At 46.6% G+C, this 20,113-nt stretch carries 19 protein-coding genes; 18 read left to right on the top strand and 1 reads right to left on the bottom strand.

Features of this window, described 5'->3' with window-relative positions; all coding sequences use genetic code 11:
* Positions 1 to 21 precede the first annotated feature (21 nt).
* On the bottom strand, positions 22 to 222 hold the full coding sequence (locus tag NYE35_RS00245; RefSeq protein WP_341119875.1) for a hypothetical protein: 201 nt from the start codon (positions 220 to 222) through the stop codon (positions 22 to 24).
* 125 nt (positions 223 to 347) lie between these two features.
* Between NYE35_RS00245 and pth the strand changes: the two genes are divergently transcribed.
* The 18 genes from pth to hpt all read left to right on the top strand — a co-directional run bounded on the left by pth (position 348) and on the right by hpt (position 20,008).
* Complete coding sequence (gene pth / locus NYE35_RS00250) at positions 348 to 908, top strand: aminoacyl-tRNA hydrolase (protein WP_036678864.1); 561 nt, start codon at positions 348 to 350, stop codon at positions 906 to 908.
* Positions 909 to 992: 84 nt separating this feature from the next.
* The gene (locus NYE35_RS00255) at positions 993 to 1,223 is read left to right on the top strand and encodes an anti-sigma-F factor Fin family protein (RefSeq protein WP_036678789.1); all 231 of its coding nucleotides are present in this window, start codon (positions 993 to 995) and stop codon (positions 1,221 to 1,223) included.
* 131 nt (positions 1,224 to 1,354) lie between these two features.
* Positions 1,355 to 4,879, top strand: a complete 3,525-nt coding sequence (gene mfd / locus NYE35_RS00260; protein ID WP_341122413.1) for a transcription-repair coupling factor — start codon at positions 1,355 to 1,357, stop codon at positions 4,877 to 4,879.
* The gene (locus tag NYE35_RS00265; RefSeq protein ID WP_036678785.1) at positions 4,866 to 5,906 is read left to right on the top strand and encodes a peptidylprolyl isomerase; all 1,041 of its coding nucleotides are present in this window, start codon (positions 4,866 to 4,868) and stop codon (positions 5,904 to 5,906) included. The genes mfd and NYE35_RS00265 overlap by 14 nt, the downstream gene beginning before the upstream one ends.
* A gap of 255 nt (positions 5,907 to 6,161) precedes the next feature.
* Positions 6,162 to 6,704, top strand: coding sequence for a stage V sporulation protein T (spoVT, locus tag NYE35_RS00270; RefSeq protein WP_036678783.1), 543 nt, complete (start codon positions 6,162 to 6,164; stop codon positions 6,702 to 6,704).
* 147 nt (positions 6,705 to 6,851) lie between these two features.
* Positions 6,852 to 8,534, top strand: a complete 1,683-nt coding sequence (locus NYE35_RS00275; protein ID WP_341119876.1) for a putative polysaccharide biosynthesis protein — start codon at positions 6,852 to 6,854, stop codon at positions 8,532 to 8,534.
* A gap of 27 nt (positions 8,535 to 8,561) precedes the next feature.
* The gene (gene mazG / locus NYE35_RS00280) at positions 8,562 to 10,061 is read left to right on the top strand and encodes a nucleoside triphosphate pyrophosphohydrolase (protein ID WP_038568022.1); all 1,500 of its coding nucleotides are present in this window, start codon (positions 8,562 to 8,564) and stop codon (positions 10,059 to 10,061) included.
* Between the two features lie 289 nt (positions 10,062 to 10,350).
* A complete protein-coding gene (locus tag NYE35_RS00285; RefSeq protein ID WP_036678778.1) occupies positions 10,351 to 10,623 on the top strand; it encodes an HU family DNA-binding protein in 273 nt (90 codons plus the stop codon).
* Positions 10,623 to 10,901 (top strand): RNA-binding S4 domain-containing protein, encoded by a 279-nt coding sequence (locus tag NYE35_RS00290; protein ID WP_036678775.1) that lies wholly within the window; start codon positions 10,623 to 10,625, stop codon positions 10,899 to 10,901. The genes NYE35_RS00285 and NYE35_RS00290 overlap by 1 nt, the downstream gene beginning before the upstream one ends.
* Before the next feature lie 158 nt (positions 10,902 to 11,059).
* Positions 11,060 to 11,344 (top strand): sporulation protein YabP, encoded by a 285-nt coding sequence (gene yabP / locus NYE35_RS00295; protein ID WP_036678773.1) that lies wholly within the window; start codon positions 11,060 to 11,062, stop codon positions 11,342 to 11,344.
* Positions 11,341 to 11,904, top strand: coding sequence for a spore cortex biosynthesis protein YabQ (gene yabQ, locus NYE35_RS00300; protein ID WP_076296959.1), 564 nt, complete (start codon positions 11,341 to 11,343; stop codon positions 11,902 to 11,904). Before yabP ends, yabQ begins: the two co-directional genes overlap by 4 nt.
* A gap of 24 nt (positions 11,905 to 11,928) precedes the next feature.
* Complete coding sequence (locus tag NYE35_RS00305) at positions 11,929 to 12,264, top strand: FtsB family cell division protein (RefSeq protein ID WP_036678769.1); 336 nt, start codon at positions 11,929 to 11,931, stop codon at positions 12,262 to 12,264.
* Between the two features lie 124 nt (positions 12,265 to 12,388).
* Positions 12,389 to 12,889: a S1 domain-containing RNA-binding protein gene (locus NYE35_RS00310; RefSeq protein WP_036678766.1), complete on the top strand. Its 501-nt coding sequence runs from the start codon at positions 12,389 to 12,391 to the stop codon at positions 12,887 to 12,889.
* A 343-nt stretch (positions 12,890 to 13,232) separates the two neighbouring features.
* Positions 13,233 to 15,740 carry a stage II sporulation protein E gene (gene spoIIE, locus NYE35_RS00315; RefSeq protein ID WP_076105840.1) on the top strand — a complete coding sequence of 836 codons (2,508 nt, stop codon included), beginning with the start codon at positions 13,233 to 13,235 and terminating at the stop codon, positions 15,738 to 15,740.
* Between the two features lie 528 nt (positions 15,741 to 16,268).
* Complete coding sequence (locus NYE35_RS00320) at positions 16,269 to 17,015, top strand: VWA domain-containing protein (protein ID WP_038568031.1); 747 nt, start codon at positions 16,269 to 16,271, stop codon at positions 17,013 to 17,015.
* Positions 17,005 to 17,943 carry a serine/threonine protein kinase gene (locus NYE35_RS00325; protein ID WP_036678862.1) on the top strand — a complete coding sequence of 313 codons (939 nt, stop codon included), beginning with the start codon at positions 17,005 to 17,007 and terminating at the stop codon, positions 17,941 to 17,943. Before NYE35_RS00320 ends, NYE35_RS00325 begins: the two co-directional genes overlap by 11 nt.
* Before the next feature lie 45 nt (positions 17,944 to 17,988).
* Positions 17,989 to 19,422, top strand: a complete 1,434-nt coding sequence (tilS, locus tag NYE35_RS00330; RefSeq protein WP_341122414.1) for a tRNA lysidine(34) synthetase TilS — start codon at positions 17,989 to 17,991, stop codon at positions 19,420 to 19,422.
* 46 nt (positions 19,423 to 19,468) lie between these two features.
* Positions 19,469 to 20,008 (top strand): hypoxanthine phosphoribosyltransferase, encoded by a 540-nt coding sequence (hpt, locus tag NYE35_RS00335; RefSeq protein ID WP_036678757.1) that lies wholly within the window; start codon positions 19,469 to 19,471, stop codon positions 20,006 to 20,008.
* Positions 20,009 to 20,113 lie beyond the last annotated feature (105 nt).

Raw genomic sequence — 20,113 nt, forward strand, 5'->3', positions numbered from 1 at the left:
CTACAGGTAGAACTACTGGATTCAATATCCGGGGCGGGAGACAAAGGTGAATAAACTGCGGTTATAGAGTGTCCCTTGTAGCTCCACGAAAGCTTCGTCTACCGCTGTTAATACACCGACATCAATATGCACGTCGCCCTTATATATTTCCACGGGCACAGCATATTGGATGTGGTACTGAAAATGGCGTTGATGTGTCAATAATTCGCCTTTGTGCGGCATGGGTTATCACCTGTCTTCGGAGTATAATTTCGCTCTGGTTGCACAGAGATATGTAGATTAGATCTATTGTACCAAAAACGGACTCCTCTTGCCGGAGAGCCCGAATGGAAAGGAAAGGTTCGATAATGAAATGGATTGTCGGATTGGGAAATCCCGGAACACAGTACGCGAAAACAAGGCATAATGTTGGCTTTATGGCTTTGGATGAGCTTGCCGCCCAGAACGGAATTGCCTTCAACCAGAGCAAATGTAAATCCGTCATCGGTGAAGGGGTCATTGGTGGCGTCAAAACCGTATTGATTAAGCCCATGACCTTTATGAACTTGTCCGGTGAAGCCGTTCGCGCTTATATGGATTATTACAAAGTTCAACTTGAAGATATGATCGTCGTTTATGATGATTTGGATACAGAAATCGGAAAAATCCGTTTGCGTTATCAAGGAAGCGCTGGTGGACATAATGGAATTAAATCCATCATCCAGCATGTAGGAACACAGAATTTCAATCGGGTACGAATGGGTATTTCTCGTCCTGAGCCAGGTTTTGCTATTGTCGATTATGTACTTTCTACTTTTCCTAAGAAGGAAAGCGATCCGCTTAAGCAAATGATCCTTAATACTTGTGATGCACTGGAATACAGCTTACAGCATTCATTCGAGCAGACGATGGCTAAGTTCAATGGTTAATCTGTAAACCCTGTTGTTTTTAAGGCTAAAGATGAAGCTGCCCGGACATACTGAAGGTATATAGTACCTTCAGGAGGCATATAGATGGCAATAAACTATGTTTGTAGGCACTGTAAGACATCTCTAGGCAGTATTAATAGAAGTGATGTTACAGAAATGCAGTTGGGCCTTCATTCCTTGACCCCTGCGGAGCGCAGAGATATAATAGCGTATAATTCAGAAGGTGAAATCACGGTAAAGGTTACTTGCGACTATTGCAAGGAGGCTTTAGAGAACAATCCGGAGCTTAGCCTGCTGACAAGTCCGCTTCAGTAAGGTGGAAGCGCCTGTCTCTATCGTCATCCGCAAGCCTTGGCGTTACAGCTGAGGCTTCTTTTCGATTCCAATCATAATAGGTGACGGTGGTTATGCCACCGTTAGCCTGTTTAGTAAGAGAGGTGCGCCTGTTGTTACAAGGTCTTATAGAAGCTTTTTCCAAGGATCCCGATTTCCAGTCTATCACCCATGGTGTTGCTGCAGGTATGAAAGAGCAGCTCATATCGGGGCTTACAGGTTCTGCTAGACAGATTATGCTTGCAGCATTACATGAAGAGACAACTCGTCCCTTACTTGTAGTGACTCATAATATGTTTTCGGCCCAGAAGATGGCCGATGATTTGCAGGAAGCGCTTTCTCCTGACCGGGTTCTGCTCTATCCCGCCAATGAACTAGTGGCTGCAGAAGCGGCTGTATCAAGCCCAGAGACACTGGCTCAGCGTATAGATGTGCTGACCAAATGTGCTCAGGGCTTCCGTGGTATTGTTGTAGTTCCTTACTCAGGAGTGCGTAGATTGCTGCCAGCCCCAGAGGTTATGGCAGAGGCACAAGTCACCGTTTCCCAAGATGGAACGCTTGCTCTGGATGAATTTTTGATGTCCATGATTGAAATGGGCTATGAAAGAGTAGAGCGGGTTGAAAATCGTGGTGAACTGAGCGTACGGGGTGGAATAATTGATTTTTATCCAATGACATCTCCTTTGGCTTATCGGGTTGAGTTATTTGACGATGAGGTTGATTCCATAAGAACTTTTGATCCAGTGGATCAGCGTTCTATTGATAAGGTACGTAGTGTGAAGATTACACCGGCTAAAGAGATTATAGCTAGTAGATTGCGCCAGGAATCTGCTTCTGCTGAAGCCTCAGCTATGATGGAGCGACAGTTGGAGAAGATGGCGGATCGCCAGGCGAAGCTCAGGCTGCGGGAAGAAATTGGCCGTGAGCTGGAAATGCTGCGGGAAGGTACTTATTTCCCGGAGATCTATAAATATATCAGTCTTTTATATCCTGAACGCTCTCATTTATTTGATTACATGGCCCAGGATACCATTCTTATTCTAGATGAGCCGACAAGACTGCTCGAAACGGCGAGACAGCTTGAACGAGATGAATCGGAATGGAACCTGCATTTGCTGCAAAACGGCAAATCTTTACCGGATCTAGATCTCTCTGTCGATACGGATGTTGTTATGTATCAGCGCCCGTTCCAAAGTCTGTTTATGTCAATCTTTTTACGTCAGGTTCCGCATATTCAGCCTCAGAACATTCTTGGATTTATCAGTCGTGGAATGCAGGATTTCCATGGCCAGATGAATGTGCTGAAATCGGAGATGGAGCGTTGGCAGAAGTCCGGTGTTAAGGTAATGATGCTTGCGAGCAGTGAGGAACGGATTGAACGAGTGCGCAGAGTTCTTTATGATTACGGCATTAACGAGCCGATGATTGTACAAGGAAATCTGGGTTCTGGTTTTGAGCTGCCCTCTATTCATCTAGCAGTTATAACTGAGGGGGAAATGTTCTCTCAGAAGCAGCGGAAGGCACGGAAGATTTCCAAAGGAATAGATAATGCTGAACGGATCAAGAGTTACACAGAGCTGAAAATCGGTGATTATGTCGTCCACCAGAACCATGGTATCGGAAAATATATGGGAATCGGCACGCTTGAGGTCAGCGGTATTCACCGTGATTACATGCATATTCTGTATGCTGGCGGCGATAAGCTCTCAGTTCCGATTGAGCAGATTGACCTGATTCAGAAATATGTCGGTTCCGAAGATAAAGAGCCGAAAGTATATAAGCTAGGCGGCAATGAATGGACACGAGTCACCAATAAGGTTCGTTCCTCCGTTCAGAATATTGCTGATGATTTGATAAAACTATATGCTGAGCGCCAAAGTGCCGCAGGATATGGTTTTGAAAAGGATACACAGGAACAGCATGAATTTGAAGAAATGTTCCCTTACGAAGAGACCCGAGATCAGCTTCGGGCTATCGAAGAGATTAAGAAGGATATGGAACAAAACCGGCCAATGGACCGATTGCTTTGCGGTGATGTTGGATATGGTAAGACTGAAGTGGCTATTCGGGCGGCTTTTAAATCAGCGATTGAAGGTAAACAGGTGGCGGTGCTAGTCCCGACAACGATTTTGGCTCAACAGCATTATGAGACCTTCCGGGAACGTTTCGCTAATTACCCGCTTAATATTCAGGTCTTAAGTCGTTTCCGCAGCCGTAAAGAGCAGAACGAGACGATTAAAGGCGTTAGGGCAGGAACTGTCGACGTAGTTATCGGTACACATCGTCTGTTATCTCAGGACCTTGTATTCAAGGATCTGGGGCTATTAATTGTGGATGAAGAACAGCGTTTCGGCGTAACTCATAAAGAAAAGCTGAAAAAGCTGAAAACGAATGTAGACGTTCTTACGCTGACTGCAACTCCAATTCCTCGTACGCTACATATGTCGATGCTCGGAGTGCGGGATCTGTCTGTCATTGAGACCCCGCCAGAGAACAGATTCCCTGTACAGACGTATGTAGTGGAGCATAGCCAGACCCTTACGCGGGAAGCTGTAGAGCGGGAATTAGCTCGTGGTGGTCAAGTCTATTATCTCTATAATCGTGTGCAGGGCATTCAAGAAATGGCTGCTCAAATCTCTATGCTTGTTCCTGAGGCTAGAGTTGGCATCGGACATGGTCAAATGTCGGAATCTGAGTTGGAGAAGACCATTCTCGATTTCCTTGACGGAGAATACGATGTGCTCGTCAGCACAAGTATTATTGAGACGGGCGTAGATATTCCGAACGTTAATACACTTATTGTGCATGATGCGGATAAAATGGGCTTGTCTCAGCTCTATCAGCTGCGTGGACGTGTAGGCCGGTCCAATCGGATCGCTTACGCTTATTTCACGTATCAACGGGACAAGGTTCTGACAGAGGTTGCAGAGAAACGTCTGCAGTCTATTAAGGAATTTACGGAGCTGGGCTCTGGTTTCAAAATAGCGATGCGAGATCTGTCTATTCGCGGTGCAGGCAACTTGCTGGGTGCAGAGCAGCATGGCTTTATCGCATCCGTGGGGTTTGATCTGTACTCACAAATGCTGGCGGAGGAAATTCGTAAGCGTAAGGTTACTGTGCTTGGGGAGGAAGATACATCCCTGAAAGAAGGCAATACAGTCATTGATTTGTCGATTGACGCGTATCTGCCGTCAGAGTATATTTACGACAGTATCCAAAAAATTGAAATTTATAAAAAAGTTGCGGCAGTAACCTCCTTCGATGATGCTTCCGAGCTTGAAGATGAGCTCTTGGATCGGTTCGGTGAGTTACCTGAAGCCGTGGTGAATCTACTATCGGTTGCTCGTTTGAAAGTGTATGGAAAAATGTATGGAATTGATTCCATGATTAGACGCGGAGATGATGTTACCTTGAATTTCTATGAGGGAAGTCTCGGCGCTTTAGACACAGCGAAACTCGCCAAAGTTGGAAATAGCTTCGAAAGACGTGTACAATTTGATAGGGATGCGAAAGCCAGTATCCGGGTCAAATCGAAAGATTTAAGTGATAAACATCTGCTTGACTTGCTTGAACAGTTTCTTAAGGAAGCTAAACAGTCTTTTAAATCGAAGGGAGAACTACACAATGTCGTTAAATAAAACAAAATCATGGAAAGTGCTGCTCGTTTCATTGGCAGCGGCAGTTTCCTTTTCTATGCTAGCAGCATGTGGAAATAGTGCTGATGATAATCAAGCTGTAGCCACTTATAAAGGTGGAACGATTACACAAAAGGAATTTGCAATGGATCAAAAAATCATGAAATTCCTATCTCCACAACAAGCGCAATATTTAGAGATTGATGCGTTTAAGGAGTCCATTCTGAAGCAAGAAGTGGGCTTTGAATATTTGGCTTCCCAAGCAACGGATGAAGCGAAAAAGCAAGCGGAGAAAGAAGCCGATACTCAAATTGCAAGCATTAAGGAACAATTGGGCGATACCTATAAGAAGACACTGAAAGATGCTGACGTTACAGAGAAAGATATTCGTACTTATATGGAGCGTGTGCTGTCAGTTTATCAGGATATGCTGCTTAAAGTGACTGATGATCAAGTTGTCAAAGAATTCGAAGCGACTAAAGGCGACTTTACGGTTGCCACACTGCGTCATGTGCTAATTGGTCTGACAGATGCAGACAACAAAGAGCGTACCAGCGAAGAAGCGCTTAAAATAGCGAAAGAAGTTAAGGCGAAGCTGGATGGCGGTGCTGATTTCGCAGCCATCGCTAAGGAATATTCTGACGATACTGGCTCTAAAGAGGCAGGCGGAGAATATAAAGATAAAGCTGTAGGCACTTATGTGGATGAATTTAAGAAGGCTGCACAGACCTTGCCTCTAAATACCATCAGTGATCCTGTAGAAACTTCTTACGGTTACCACATCATCAAGGTGGAGTCCCGTACAGACAAGACTTTCGACCAGTTAACGGATGAGCAAAAAGAAGGCATTAAGAGCTCAATTGTATCCAAGAACCTAGAAACGTTCATGGAAAAGGATCTGGAAGGCATTATTGAGAACATCAATCTGCCAAAAAGCTCTGCTTCCGCAGATGAAACCGGAACAAATAGTGGAACAGAAGCCACTACAGCTCCAAGCGCATCCCCAAGTGCTACAGATGCCGCTGAATAAACATCGGTAAATATGGACAAGCTTACCTTAGAAAAGCCATCTTCACTTAAAGTGAAGATGGCTTTTTATTTCGCAGAAACGGTTGTAGAACTACCTTTATCTTGATGCAGATATTAATACATGTCAGCTTATGTATAAGGATCTGGGAAGAGATGAATACTATGGTCAGATATTACGATAAATCACTGGGATTATCCTTTCCCATAATGGACAGTAGTAAGACCATACTTCTTAAGAAAGCGGGGCACATGTGAAATGAAAGCTACTGGAATTGTTCGCCGTATTGATGACCTCGGACGCGTGGTTATTCCCAAAGAAATTAGACGTACTCTTCGTATTAGAGAAGGAGACCCACTGGAAATATTCGTCGATCGGGACGGTGAAGTCATTCTCAAGAAATATTCTCCGATTGGTGAGTTGGGTGACTTTGCAAAAGAGTACGCGGAGTCATTGTTCGAAGGTACTGGGCACATTACGATGATTGCTGATCGTGACACCTTCATTGCCCTTGCAGGCGGCTCCAAAAAAGATTATTTGGAGAAACAGGTGGGAGTGCTGTTGGAGAAAGTCATGGACAGCCGTAAGACTGTGTTAGAAACCAATGAAGGCAGTTATGAAATCGCTAAAGATCATCCGGATTTGGTGTCCTCATATGTAGCCTCACCGATCATTTCCGGTGGAGATCCTATTGGTTGTGTAGTGATGGTGAGCAAGGATGATTCGGCGAAGATGGCGCAAATGGAAATAAAAATGGCCGAAACGGCTGCCGCTTTCCTGGGCAAACAAATGGAGCAGTAATCTTAATTTAGACCCCGGTTTCCTTTTGGTAAGATATACAAAGGGCAAACGGGGTTTTGTCGTTTACACAAACCGTTTCTACTTGTGGGCATACATAAGTTATAATATAGAAATTCATCCCATCAAAGTTGTAGAAGCAGGTATTATATGAAATCCAGTACACAAACATCACGATTGCTGCAAGGCGCATTTATCCTTAGTGCCGCGGCCATTATCTCAAAGCTTATTGGCACACTCCAAAAAATTCCGCTGCAAAATCTAGGCGGAGATGCTGTATTTGGTATATACAACACAGTGTATCCCTTGTATACGATGCTGTTAACAGTAGCTATGCTAGGTCTGCCTGCGGCGATCTCCAAATTTGTCGCCGAAGCTTCGGCTGGGAGACGCGATGAAGAAGGCCGCCGGATTCTACTATTATCCGCGCTAATTACAGGCATCAGCGGCTTGATTATCGGCGCCATCACCTATGCAGGTGCACCCATCATTGCCGAATGGGTAGGTAACTCACATGTAATGCCTGCCTTGCGGACAAGCGCCTGGGGTTTGGCAGTTGTCCCTGTCATGTCGGCCATACGCGGGTATTTTCAGGGGCTGCATAATATGGTTCCTACTGCCGTGTCACAGATTGTAGAGCAGTCTGTACGGGTTACAGTGATGATTGTTCTTCTTTTATATCTCACTTCGCAGGGAGCAGGAGCTGAGAGCATCGCTGCTGGCGCGCTGCTTGGTTCTGCCGGAGGGGGAGCCGCAGGGCTTGTAATTATGCTGCTGTACTTGAGACGTCACCGCCGGAGGGTAAAACAGGAAGCTGCTGCTGAAGTAGCTGCTGCTGTCGAAAGTCAGCGTGTAAGAGCGCTGGATGCAGGACATGGACTAGGTTCCAAGCAAGGGTTCATGGGCATTAAAGCAGGTGCACTGCTGGCTTATGGAATTCCCGTAATGCTAGGTGCACTGGCTATGCCTCTTATCGGTCTTGTAGATGTATTCACTGTGCCTCGACTGCTGTCGTCTGACGGAAGTGAAGTAGCTGCGATGGCCCAGTTTGGTGTGTACAATCGGGGTTTGCCACTTGTGCAGATTATAACGATGATTGCCACCTCACTGTCTGTTGTGTTCATTCCCGCTTTGGCGGAAGCGAAGTACAAGGGAGATATGAAGCTGATTGAGACCCGCTGCAGCTTGTCGCTGCGTTGGTTCTGGCTGTTAGGTCTAGCGGCCTCAGCGGGCCTTGCAGTGCTTGCTGAGCCGATTAATATGGCTCTTTACGGCGATACCGCTGGCAGCAGCACAATGACTTGGCTGGCTTTTACCGCTGTTGGCGGTACAGTCAGCATCATCTCTGCTGCGCTCCTGCAGGGCCTCGGCTACGTGCGCGCCCCGGCCCTGCACCTTTTGGCCGCCGCGCTGCTCAAGGCGGCCCTGAACCTGCTGCTGGTTCCGCAGCAGGGCATTACCGGCGCGGCCATCGCTGGCGTGGCCGCGCATTCGTTCGCAGCAGCGCTTAACGTGCTGCTGCTGTACCGCCAGGGCCATCTGCGGCTTCGCCTCGCAGATGCCCTGGCACGGCCCGCGCTGCTCACAGCGGGCCTGGCTCTTGCCGCCGCAGCTGCCAGCTGGGGCACTGGCGCCGCGGCTACGGCCGCTGGCATCGGCGGCGGACGCACCGCCAGCTTGGCGCAGAGCCTGCTTGGGGTGCTCGCAGGCTGCGTTATCTTTGCCGTAGGCGCGGTGGTGCTGCGGCTGCTCAGCGAAAGCGAACTTCGCCAGCTTCCGGGCATCGGCCCGTCTCTGGCGGACAAGTTCAAAAAGCTGCGGTTATTTCCATAATTAACTCGCTTAAAAGGAGGAACACATATGAGTGCAACATTAACAGTTGTTGGTCTCGGGTCAGGTAATCCCGATCGCCTGACACTAGGAATTATAAAAAAACTGAAGGCAGCATCCGTTGTCTACGTTCGTACCCAAGAGCATCCAGTCATGGCTGCTCTCACCGAGCTTGAAATCGCCACGCAATCCTTTGATGGACTGTATGAAACATTATCTTCGTTTCCTGAGGTCTATACGGCAATTACTTCAAAATTGATTGAAGAGGCTCGCTCTGCCGCAGACGGTACAGATATTGTCTATGCGGTTCCGGGGCATCCCATGGTTGCAGAGTCAGCTGTTTCACAGCTGCGTCAGCGTTGCCCGGAAGAAGGAATAGAACTGCAAATATTAGGCGGGGAGAGTTTTCTGGACGAGGCGTTTGTACGACTGGGATTTGACCCTATTGAAGGGTTCCAGTTATTAGATGCTTCAGGCATTCGCAGCGCTCAGCTTCAACCTGAATTGCATACTCTGATTGGCCAGGTTTATGACAGCTTTACAGCTTCGGAGACAAAGTTATGTCTGATGGAGCTGTATCCGCCGGAATATGAAGTGGTGGTGGGTCATGCCCTTGGCGTGGAGAACGAAGAAAGCATTGTGACTGTTCCTCTATACGAATTGGACCGGCTTGAGGGTTATGGCAATTTGTCTCTGGTCTATGTACCTGCGAATCGTGATGAGAAGCTAAGAAGTCGTACTTTCGCTCGCTTGCATGAGATTGTCGATATTTTGCGCAGTCCGGACGGTTGTCCGTGGGATCGGGAGCAGACTCATGAATCTTTACGTAAAAATCTAATCGAAGAAACCTATGAAGTGCTTGAGACGATTGATGAGGATGACCCAGACCATATGAAAGAGGAGCTGGGCGACCTTTTGCTGCAGATCATGCTGCACTCCCAAATGGAAGAGGAGCTAGGCACGTTTAACGTATTTGACGTCATAGAAGGACTGAATGATAAGCTTATCTTCCGCCATCCTCATGTATTTGGTGACAAGAATGCGAATGACGCTGAAGAAGCTCTGATCAATTGGGAGGGCATGAAGGCAGAGGAGAAGCGGCGGAAAGGCGTAAAGCCCGAGGAACTATCCGTACTCAGTGGAGTTCCGCGTGATTTGCCTGCTCTTATGAAGGCGTACAAGCTTCAGAAAAAAGCATCCAAGGTGGGCTTTGATTGGGACAACGCTACGGATTGCTTAGCTAAGGTTCGTGAAGAAATAGAAGAGCTGCAAGAAGCCATCGATACTGACGCAGCCGCGGAGGATCAAATCCTGGAGCTGGGCGATCTATTATTTGCTGTTACCAATGTTGCCCGATTTATTGGTGCAGATCCGGAAGAAGCTTTAACCCGGACCAACCGCAAATTTGTGCGTCGGTTTCAGTATATCGAGCAAAGTTTGCGAGCCAAGGGTGTGAGTGTAGAGGATAGCAGCTTGGAAGAGATGGAAGAGTTGTGGCAGGAGGCAAAGACTGAGGAACGAAAAGTATAGTGATTTTCTCAGACTATGTACGGTATACGGACCTTAAGATGAGGCAATGCTGTGAAAGTAGCATTCATCTCTGATTTAGATTATGGCGAGTAGTTTAATAGTGCTATAGAATAGATTCTGCGACGATTTCTGAGAAATAACTGTTTCTTTTTTTAAAAAACGACGATTCGTGGCAGGATTTTAAGATGACATCAAGAATATCATAAAGACGAAATGACGACTTGCCCCATAATATGGCGGTGAATCTCGTTTCATTTATTTTTTCGTATCCTAGGAGGAACTTTAAATTATGAACAAGACAGATTTGGTAAACAACATTTCCGAGAAAAACGGATTGGCAAAAAAAGATGTAGAAGCAGTATTGAACGGATTCTTGGGTGAGATCACAGAAGCTTTGGCAAAAGGCGATAAAGTCCAACTGATCGGTTTCGGTACATTCGAAACTCGTAAACGTGCAGGACGTACTGGTCGCAACCCGCAAACGGGCACAACGATTGAAATTCCAGAATCAACTGTACCGGCATTCAAAGCTGGTAACAAGCTTAAAGAAGCCGTTAACTAATGCGTCTTGACAAATTCCTGAAAGTGTCCCGATTAATCAAGCGCCGGACAGTGGCCAAGGATGTGTCCGAACAAGGCCGGGTGCTGATTAACGGGCGGGAATCTAAACCAAGTAGTGCAGTTAAGATCGGTGACGAGATTACTGTGCAATTTGGACAAAAGCTTGTAACGGTCAAAGTCGAAAAGCTAGTCGAAACGACGCGCAAGGACGAAGCCGCTGGTATGTATACTCTACTTCGGGAAGAGCCTGTTGCCAAAAGCAGCGGATTGGACTGGTAGGAGTAACATAATGAATAGTAAATAAGAAGGTGCAACTTTACATATTGTAGAGTTGCACCTTCTTTTTTTCTTTTTGTCTCTCTTATTTTAGTGGATTGGAATGTTCTATAACTTCTTCTACTGCCATAGATTAGAGGTAAGAAGGAGGGGTACATGCTATGATCGAGCCAGGAAAGGTAAATAAACAGCATGATCTGCACATGCGCAGTCGTAAACAGCTAGAGTTGACGGGCGTGCAAAATGTGGAGAGCTTTGATAGCGAGGAATTTTTGCTTCGTACAGAACTCGGCCATCTCACCATTCGCGGGAATCATTTACATATCAAAAATTTAAGTCTGGAGAATGGACTGTTGTCCTTGGAGGGCAATGTACATTCCCTGATTTATCTAGATCCCGGATCGCAGGGCAAAAATAAAGGTCTACTTGGTAAGCTATTTAAATGAATCCTGCAGTTCAGTGGCTGACGCTGTTCTACATGATATTGGCCGGGGTGACAATGGGACTGGCCTATGACAGCTACCGGGTGCTGTCGCTCAAGTTCAATTTTCCCAAATGGCTGAATGCCATGCTTGACCTGCTGTATTGGCTTTGTGCTGCTTTGTTTGTTTTTAGAATGCTCTATGCCGGAAATCAGGGGCAATTGCGATTTTATGTCTTTTTAGGTTTATTTCTAGGAATATGGATCTATTTTTTGATCTTCAGTGTTACGGTGCGGCGTTTTGTGTTAATGTTAATTCAATCGGTTCAGTATATGTGCAGATTGCTATGGAGACTTATGGAGATTATGATAGGTAAACCTCTTCGCTGGTTTTGGCGCCTTATTATAGGGTTGCTAGTGCTGCTAGGTCGTATTCTATTATTCATCCTTAAGCTTCTGCTGCGTCTAACGAAGCCAATTTGGGTATTACCTGTAAGGTGGATTTCTCCATGGTTATCACGGCTTAAGCATAGCGCCTGGATCGTGAAGATCACTGGATGGATTACCAAATGGCGGAAACGCTGACCTTTGAATTAGGGGGTACGCTGCATGAACAGATTCACTGCGGAAGAGAAAAGTAATCCTAGCAAAAATTCGGCCGCAGGCGCGAAGAGAAGAAGATTCATGTGGATTCTCTTTGTGGCAGTATTTTTTGGCTGGGCGGGTTATACTTACTTCAATCAAAGTGCAGTTATTGCGGACAAGGGCGAGCAACTCGCCAAGAAACAAAAGACTAGCGAGAGTGTCACGTCATCTTTGAATCAACTGAAATATGAAGTGTCCAGACTTAATGATGATGAGTATATTGGCCAATTAGCGCGTAAATGGTACAATATCTATCCTCAAGGGGAAACTCCTATTCGAACAGAGCAATCAGAGCAATAATACTGGCTAAAAGAGGCTTTTACTCTGTTGCCTTGCTTTGCTCTTTACTGTATAATCAAATCACCGCAGACAGGATGACCTTAATATTCGTCTGTATATTTTTAAGGGAGGATCATTTTATTCTATGGCAATTGAAGTGGGCACCAAGTTAGAAGGCAAAGTGACAGGCATCACGCATTTCGGAGCATTTGTGGATCTGTCAGGAGGTGTCACAGGTCTCGTTCACATCTCGGAAATCGCCGATAATTACGTCAAGGATGTTAACGATCATCTGAAGATTAGTGATGTAGTAACCGTCAAGGTGATCAACGTCGATAAGGACGGCAAGATCGGACTTTCCATTAAGCAGGCTGTTGACAAGCCAGCATCGGAAGTACGTCCGCCTAGAGCTCCAAGACCAGAACGTCCTAGCGGCGGAGACCGTTTCGGCGGCGGTGGCGGCAGTGGTGGAGGCGGCGGTGGATTCAATCGTGAACGGGGTGGGCGTCCATTTAAGCCTGCAGCCGGTAAACCTTCATTCGAGGATAAAATGTCGCGATTCCTGAAAGACAGCGAAGAACGGATATCTTCGATTAAGAAGAACACAGAAGGAAAGCGCGGAGGCCGTGGAGCCAAACGCGTATAATCCAATACCTGTACATCATAAATAACCGCAAGGGCATTTCGCCCTTGCGGTTTTTTTGTCGTGTCATATAAACTTGCCGACAGCATCCATGTCATTTTCACATAACTCTAGGGCAATCGCTGGCGAATGACCGCCAGGCTTGCGCCTAAAACTGCACTGGAATCAAGCTTGAGGAGAAGCAAACTACTGCGCCGCAAGGGATCGCTCTATTTTTTTAGGAATAATGAACAAAGGCTTTTTTGTCGGAAATTTCTTATGACTGTCCCTCCATTTCTGACAAACTTTCTCAAATGACCCGCTATATAATGAGAACCATAAATTCTTAAACGGGTGGTGTAGGGAAATGAGTAAAAGCAATGTGGTGAATTTGCCAGAGTGGACAAGAGTGGGAAGCGAAGATAAGAAGCAGAGACAAGCCTTAGGCACGCGTATTATAGCTTGGGGTCAGAAGCAGCGTTATATTCAGCTTATAACAGCGAAGAAGTGGATGCTTCTGTTAAGCTTTATGGGGTTTCTGCTAGGTAGAGCTATGATTCTGGACGAGCTGTCCCCTTTTGCTGTCGCATATTTTGCCGTCATTGTGTTTATGCGTCGAGACTCTATGTTACCTGTAGCAGGTGCTATTATAGCTGGAAGTCTCTTCACTCCGTTTCCGGGTGCCTTGGTTACTACGGCTGAACTGATTATCTTCTTTCTTGTTTATAGAGGGCTTGAAAGTTTCGAACGAATAGATTTGTCCTATGCACCCCTTATGGTATTCGTATCCTCGTTTATGGTTGGCCTGTTCAAGATTGTTCTCGGACCTTCTCTTTCCTGGTACCCCTTTATGATGACAACTCTGGATGCTTTACTTGGGTTTGTACTTACTCTTGTGTTCATTCAGGCACTTCCTCTACTAACTTACAAACAAAAGAGCAGATCGCTGAGGAACGAGGAGGTTTTATGCCTTATTATTCTGTTAGCCTCCGTAATGACAGGCCTTGTGGGATGGACCCTTAATGGTTTGTCATTAGAGCATATATTGTCTCGTTATTTAATTCTGCTCTTTGCCATGGCAGGGGGCGCTCCCCTCGGTGCAGCTGTTGGGGTGGTGACGGGGTTGATCCTTAGTCTAGCCGATATCAGTGCTATCTATCAGATGAGTCTGCTTGCTTTTTCCGGAATGCTAGCGGGAATGATGCAAGGTGGGCGAAAGGGTGCGGTATCTATTGGCATGCTGCTAGGATCAACGATCCTTTCCGTCTATTTTACGGGTCCGGGTGATATGATGGCCTCAACATGGGAGACCTGCGCAGCAGTAGTGCTGTTTCTAATAACACCTAAGGCGATGATATCAGCGATTGCAAAATATGTACCGGGCACGTCAGATCATAGCCGATCTCAACATGAATATGCCCGCAGGGTCAGGGATCTGACTGCAGAACGGGTCACTCAATTCTCACAGGTATTCCAACAGCTCTCCAGTAGCTTTGGTCAGATTCCACGTGCCGGAGAAGTGGGCAAATCGGATCGTGAAATGGAAGATTTTATGAATACGGTCACAGAAGGAGCCTGCGCTGGCTGCATTCGCCGTACTCACTGCTGGGATGCAAAATTCTATCAGACATATAGATACATGACAGATATGATGACAACTGTTGAGGAGTGCCCTGATATTACGGCTGCTCAGCTGCCACCGGAATGGAGCCGTATTTGTGGCAAAACCGGTGAAGTGCTTGAGGTCATGAAGGGACAATATGATCTCTACCAACATGATATGCGGTGGAAAAGACAAATATACGATAGTCGGCAATTTGTTGCCGAGCAGCTGTCCGGCGTGTCACAGGTTATGGAAGACTTGGCCAAGGAAATTAAGCGTGAGGGACAGGCCATGTATCGGCAGGAAGCGCAAATCCGCGAGGCTCTTGAGAAATTGGGACTGTCTATTCATGGCATTGAAATTTTAAGTCTGGACCCCGGACGCGTAGAAATAGAAGTAGTGCACGCTTATAATCGCGGTTTTGATGAATGCCGTAAAATGATTGCCCCACTCCTCTCCGACATTCTGGATGAGAATATTGCTGTCATGAGTGAGACGGCGGTTCATCCCCGGGAAGGACTCTCGATGGTTACCTTTGGTTCAGCCAAAGCCTTTGAGGTAAATACGGGTGTGGCAGTTGTTTCTAAAGGTGGAGATATGCTATCTGGCGATAGCTTCAGCACCGTAGAGCTTGGAAATGGCACCTTTGCAGTTTCCATCAGTGATGGAATGGGGAATGGTGAACGGGCAAGGATGGAGAGCAGTGCCGCACTCGGCATGTTAGAAAAGCTGCTGCAATCCGGAATGGATGAGAAGCTGGCTGTAAAGTCGGTCAACTCAATTCTTTTATTACGCTCCCCTGATGAATTCTATGCTACTGTCGACATGGCTTTAATCGATCAATATTCTGCGCAGACAACGTTTATGAAGATTGCTTCTGCACCAAGCTTTATCCGGAGGGGGAGTGAGGTCATTCCAATAACCTCTAGTAATCTGCCGATAGGAATCATTAAAGATATTGATGTGGATTTAATCAGTATGCAGCTTCGCCCCGGCGATATTTTAATTATGATGACCGATGGTATTTATGATGCGCCTGGATATGCCGTTAATAAGGAGATATGGATGAAACGGATGATCCAAGAGCTTGAGGGTGATGATCCTCAAGATTTAGCGGACAGCCTGTTGGAGAAAGTGATCCGTTATCAGGGCAATGAGATCCTTGATGACATGACTATTGTCGTCAGCCGTCTTGATCATTTCCATCCGGAATGGTCCAGTCTGCATATGCCGGGCATTGGCCGTATGGAGCGCCCGCGTACGGTAAGTTAGTTATTTTAGGTTTAGTAGGTTTTAATGTTGGGTGCGCGCGAAGCGTCGTACTGCTTGTATAGTTTAAGGCACGCGTAAGATATCGTGCTGCTTGGGGCACGCGCGAAGCGCCGTGTTGCTTGTGGGTTTGTAGCACGCGTAAGGTGTCGTGCTGATGGAGGTATTCGAGGCGAGTCCGTGATGTGTAACTCGCCGGCCTCTACTATTCTCGTTTCAATGGTCGGCTGACTTGGGACGGAATCTGTAGATCTAAACTGTTTACTAGTAAAGGTATGGAACGGAGAGAAAGTTTGGAGCTGTAGAAGCGGAGCGTTCGCCTTTGTCCTCGGATTCCAACCGCGAGAGGCGGTTCTAATCAAGGAATCTGAGGACAACAGCGATCGAAAGCCCAAACATTTCTCGTAGTTCCCCTATTCACTAACCCCCTCTGTTTTGATCTAGACTCCTCACTTAACATCGACCGTTTGAAATCTCTCATTTCTGGATATGCTAGAAACAGAGGTTCAAACAAAGGGGGAGTTGAGGGTTATGAAGCAAATTATGCTCATTACTGACGGTTGTTCGAATGTAGGAGAAAGTCCGGTGTTGGCAGCGGCGCATGCTCTGCAGGAGGGAATCACCGTAAATGTGGTCGGTGTAGTTGATTATGGTACGATCGGTGAAATCGGCAGCCGGGAGATTGCCGACATTGCCAAGGCCGGGGGAGGCCTTAGCCGAATAGTCGGAACACCACAACTGGCGCAGACGATTCAGATGATGACACGCAAGACCGTGGTTCAGACGATCCAGCAGGCGGTTAATAAAGAGGTAAAAAAGATACTAGGCGACGGCTCACTGGATCAGCTGCCTCCTGTTCAACGTTCACAGGTTGTTACAGTTGTAGATGAACTGACAGAAACAACGCCGCTGCGCATTGCACTTCTTATCGATGCCAGTGCCAGTATGAAGCCTAAACTGGGTGCTGTGGAAGATGCAATCCGCGATTTGGCACTCAGTTTAGAAGCACGGGAAGGCAAGAGTGAGATCGCTGTGTTTCATTTTCCCGGAAATAACAGCAGTGAAGATGCCAAGCTTGATCTAGATTGGACGCATGACATGTCAGGTATTCGTACGCTATTCTCTAAATTACACATGAGAGGCGCAACACCGACTGGCCCAGCTATTTTCAAGGTGCTTGAACATTATCGTTATGATACACTGGATGAACATCGTGGACGCCGACTAAGCGATGACCACGACGAAAGAGAAGGGATGATTGGTGGGTATGTCGTCTAATCCGTCCTATCCTACTGGTACCTTAATTAACGGCAAATGGCGGGGTAACCGTTATGTCGTTGAGCGGATGCTGGGAAGGGGCGCGAACGGAACCGTATATCTTGTGCAAAGAGAAGGCAGACGGGAAAGGTACGCGCTAAAAATCGGATACGATACACTTGAACTTCAATCGGAGATCAATGTACTGACCTCGCTGCAATCGCGACGAAAGCGGAATGAACATCGGGCTCGTCGTGAGAATCCATTGTCTTCTTATTTTTTGGAAGCGGATGATTTTGCGAATGGGGATAATATCCCCTTCTATGTGATGAGGTATGTTGAAGGCAAACCGCTGCATCATTTTTTATCGAAAAACGGTCCCGATTGGTTAGGCCTGGTAGGTCTTGGTCTGCTTGAAAAGCTGCGTACACTGCATGAATGTGGATTTGTGTTCGGTGATTTGAAGCCCGAGAACGTCATGGTATCGAAATACGGTGAAGTGGAACTGATCGACTTTGGGGGCACAAGCCCTATTGGTCGTAGTGTGAAGCAGTTTACCGAATGGCATGATCGTGGTTTCTGGAATGCGGGCAGTCGAATCAGCGATGAGGGTTACGATCTTTTCGCATTTGCTGTGCTGTGTCTTCGTTTGCTCAATGAAGAAGGGCTCAAAAAGGCAGCCTTACAGCTGCCGCAGACGAGAAGTGTGGACGAATTATTTAAGCTGGCTAGAAATTTACCCAATAAGAAACTATCCTCCTGGATTTGTATGGCGTTAAAAGGGGGGTTCTCAGGCTCTGCGGATGCTACTGAGGTCTGGCGAAACCATATTTATAACTCGCGCAGAAAGCGCCCGGATAGTATGGACACCCCCCGGTGGTTAAAAAATGCATTCGCATTGTCTTTGTTTTTGCTCGCCTTTACGATTTATTGGGTATTCCGTTTTTGAACTCATACATATAGTTGGAGAGAGAGGGGGGCGCATGTGGAGCAAATGAATGGACTGGTGGAGTCTGTATTGGAGTCAGCAGCCGAGCATGAGCTGTGGGCGCCCCATGACACCATTGTAGTCGCAGTTTCCGGCGGCCCGGATTCTGTGGCTCTTTTGCATGTTTTACATGAAATATCTTTAAAATTTATACCGCTTACCTTAATATGTGCTCATGTGAATCATGGATTTAGGCCGGAGTCGAAGGAAGAGGCAGAGCTCGTACGTGGTATGGCTGAAGAACTGGGACTGCCCTTTGAGTTTGCGGAATTCGATATTCCCTCCTTGGCTAAAGAGAGTGGACTTGGTCCTGAGGGTACTGCACGTGAGAAGCGGTACGAATTTCTGATTGATACGGCACACCGATATGGGGCGCGTTCTGTTGCTCTGGCTCATCATGCTGATGATCAGGCAGAAACTGTAATTATGCGTCTATTACGCGGAAGTGGCTTATCTGGACTGTCGGGTATCAAGTGGAAAAGAACAGAAAAAAAGGTGGAACTCATTCGCCCATTCCTACGTATTAACAAAACAGCACTTTTAGGGTTATGCCAAAATGAAGGTTTCACTTATGCTGAGGATGCCACCAATCTGCTGACGAAATACAAGCGAAATGCCATTCGTTTGGAAGTTCTCCCTTTTCTGGAAAAGTATAATGGCAGAGTGAGGCAATCCCTCGTACAGCTTGCGGAAATTGCGGGAGCTGAAGATGAGTATATGGAGACGTCTGCGGCAAAATGCTTTGAAGAGCTAGTTTCGGAAGGGGATGGGAAATACACCTTTAACAGAGCTTCATTTGCTGCCATACCCTCCGCTTTACAACGGCGTTTGATTAAACTAATATTAAATTATCTGTCGGCGGATTTATCTGCCCTTGATTTCCCCAAGATCGAAACTGTACGTCGGGGAACGCTGCAGAGCTATCCCACCACCTGGAGCTTGGATTTGGGTGGAGGCCTGACTTGTGTGCGGCAATATGATAGTATCTTGTTCTCGTCCAAGCCCACGACGCCACAGGCAAGCTATACATATCGTCTGTTTTTACCGGACTCTGAGCTTAAATTGGAGGAAATAGGTAAGGTGATGTCGATGGCGGTACTGGAGAGAGAAAACTTTTTTGTACAGGGGGAGGATTATGGGAAGATGTCGGCTTGGTTTGACCGTGATGAACTGGTCTTTCCACTGACGATACGATCCCGATTGCCTGGAGATACCATAAGGATCATGGGATTAAACGGAAGCAAAAAGGTAAAAGATATTTATATTGATGATAAAATACCTGCTTCCGAACGGTCATTGATTCCCCTCGTTTGTGATGGTTTGGGCAATATCGTCTGGATTCCGGGCGTAAGACGCTCGATGCATGCCGCAGTAGGGCGGCACACGACCTCCGTACTTCTATTGTCTCTGGCAGAGCTGGATGACCGCGAAGAAACGTAATGGTCGAAGTAAGTCTTTCATAGTATAACTTAGGAGGTTTCGCAAGTTGCAAAACGATATTCAAGAAGTATTGATCACCGAAGAGGAACTTCAGCAGAAAATTAAGGAGCTCGGTCGAACACTGAGCGAAGAATACGCAGGTCGTACCCCTTTAGTCATTTGTGTACTAAAAGGTGCGTTTATATTTATGGCAGATTTGGTTAAAGCCATTACAGTACCTGTTGAGATGGATTTCATGGCAGTGTCCAGCTATGGAGCATCCACCAAGTCCTCTGGAGTAGTCAAAATTATTAAGGATTTGGATGTATCGGTAGAAGGCCGCGATATCTTGATCGTTGAAGATATTATTGACAGTGGTCTTACACTCAGCTATTTAATTGAGTTGCTCCGCAACCGGAATGCTGCTACTATCTCTGTGGTTACCTTGTTTGATAAACCATCAGGCCGCACTGTTAATCTTGAAGCCAGCTACACAGGCTTCGTGTTACCTGACGAATTTGTAGTAGGCTACGGATTGGATTATGCCGAGCGGTATCGGAACCTCCCATATGTTGGAGTACTGAAACCTGAGATTTATTCCAATTGAACTAAGGACTGCCTCGATCATACGGATCGGATACCCACAACTTCCTTTATTTGAGGTGTCCCAAGAGGCTATGGTACAATAACTTGAGTGTTGTGAGAGGAGGTA

The organism is Paenibacillus sp. FSL L8-0494 (genome assembly GCF_038003695.1).
Lineage (GTDB): Bacteria > Bacillota > Bacilli > Paenibacillales > Paenibacillaceae > Paenibacillus_AQ > Paenibacillus_AQ odorifer.

Bases quoted from the DNA above. Each gene is read 5' to 3' on its own strand.
- NYE35_RS00245 (WP_341119875.1), bottom strand. From the start codon at position 222: ATGCCGCACAAAGGCGAATTATTGACACATCAACGCCATTTTCAGTAC.
- pth (WP_036678864.1), top strand. From the start codon at position 348: ATGAAATGGATTGTCGGATTGGGAAATCCCGGAACACAGTACGCGAAA.
- NYE35_RS00255 (WP_036678789.1), top strand. From the start codon at position 993: ATGGCAATAAACTATGTTTGTAGGCACTGTAAGACATCTCTAGGCAGT.
- NYE35_RS00265 (WP_036678785.1), top strand. From the start codon at position 4,866: ATGTCGTTAAATAAAACAAAATCATGGAAAGTGCTGCTCGTTTCATTG.
- spoVT (WP_036678783.1), top strand. From the start codon at position 6,162: ATGAAAGCTACTGGAATTGTTCGCCGTATTGATGACCTCGGACGCGTG.
- NYE35_RS00275 (WP_341119876.1), top strand. From the start codon at position 6,852: ATGAAATCCAGTACACAAACATCACGATTGCTGCAAGGCGCATTTATC.
- mazG (WP_038568022.1), top strand. From the start codon at position 8,562: ATGAGTGCAACATTAACAGTTGTTGGTCTCGGGTCAGGTAATCCCGAT.
- NYE35_RS00285 (WP_036678778.1), top strand. From the start codon at position 10,351: ATGAACAAGACAGATTTGGTAAACAACATTTCCGAGAAAAACGGATTG.
- NYE35_RS00290 (WP_036678775.1), top strand. From the start codon at position 10,623: ATGCGTCTTGACAAATTCCTGAAAGTGTCCCGATTAATCAAGCGCCGG.
- yabP (WP_036678773.1), top strand. From the start codon at position 11,060: ATGATCGAGCCAGGAAAGGTAAATAAACAGCATGATCTGCACATGCGC.
- yabQ (WP_076296959.1), top strand. From the start codon at position 11,341: ATGAATCCTGCAGTTCAGTGGCTGACGCTGTTCTACATGATATTGGCC.
- NYE35_RS00305 (WP_036678769.1), top strand. From the start codon at position 11,929: ATGAACAGATTCACTGCGGAAGAGAAAAGTAATCCTAGCAAAAATTCG.
- NYE35_RS00310 (WP_036678766.1), top strand. From the start codon at position 12,389: ATGGCAATTGAAGTGGGCACCAAGTTAGAAGGCAAAGTGACAGGCATC.
- spoIIE (WP_076105840.1), top strand. From the start codon at position 13,233: ATGAGTAAAAGCAATGTGGTGAATTTGCCAGAGTGGACAAGAGTGGGA.
- NYE35_RS00320 (WP_038568031.1), top strand. From the start codon at position 16,269: ATGAAGCAAATTATGCTCATTACTGACGGTTGTTCGAATGTAGGAGAA.
- NYE35_RS00325 (WP_036678862.1), top strand. From the start codon at position 17,005: ATGTCGTCTAATCCGTCCTATCCTACTGGTACCTTAATTAACGGCAAA.
- tilS (WP_341122414.1), top strand. From the start codon at position 17,989: ATGAATGGACTGGTGGAGTCTGTATTGGAGTCAGCAGCCGAGCATGAG.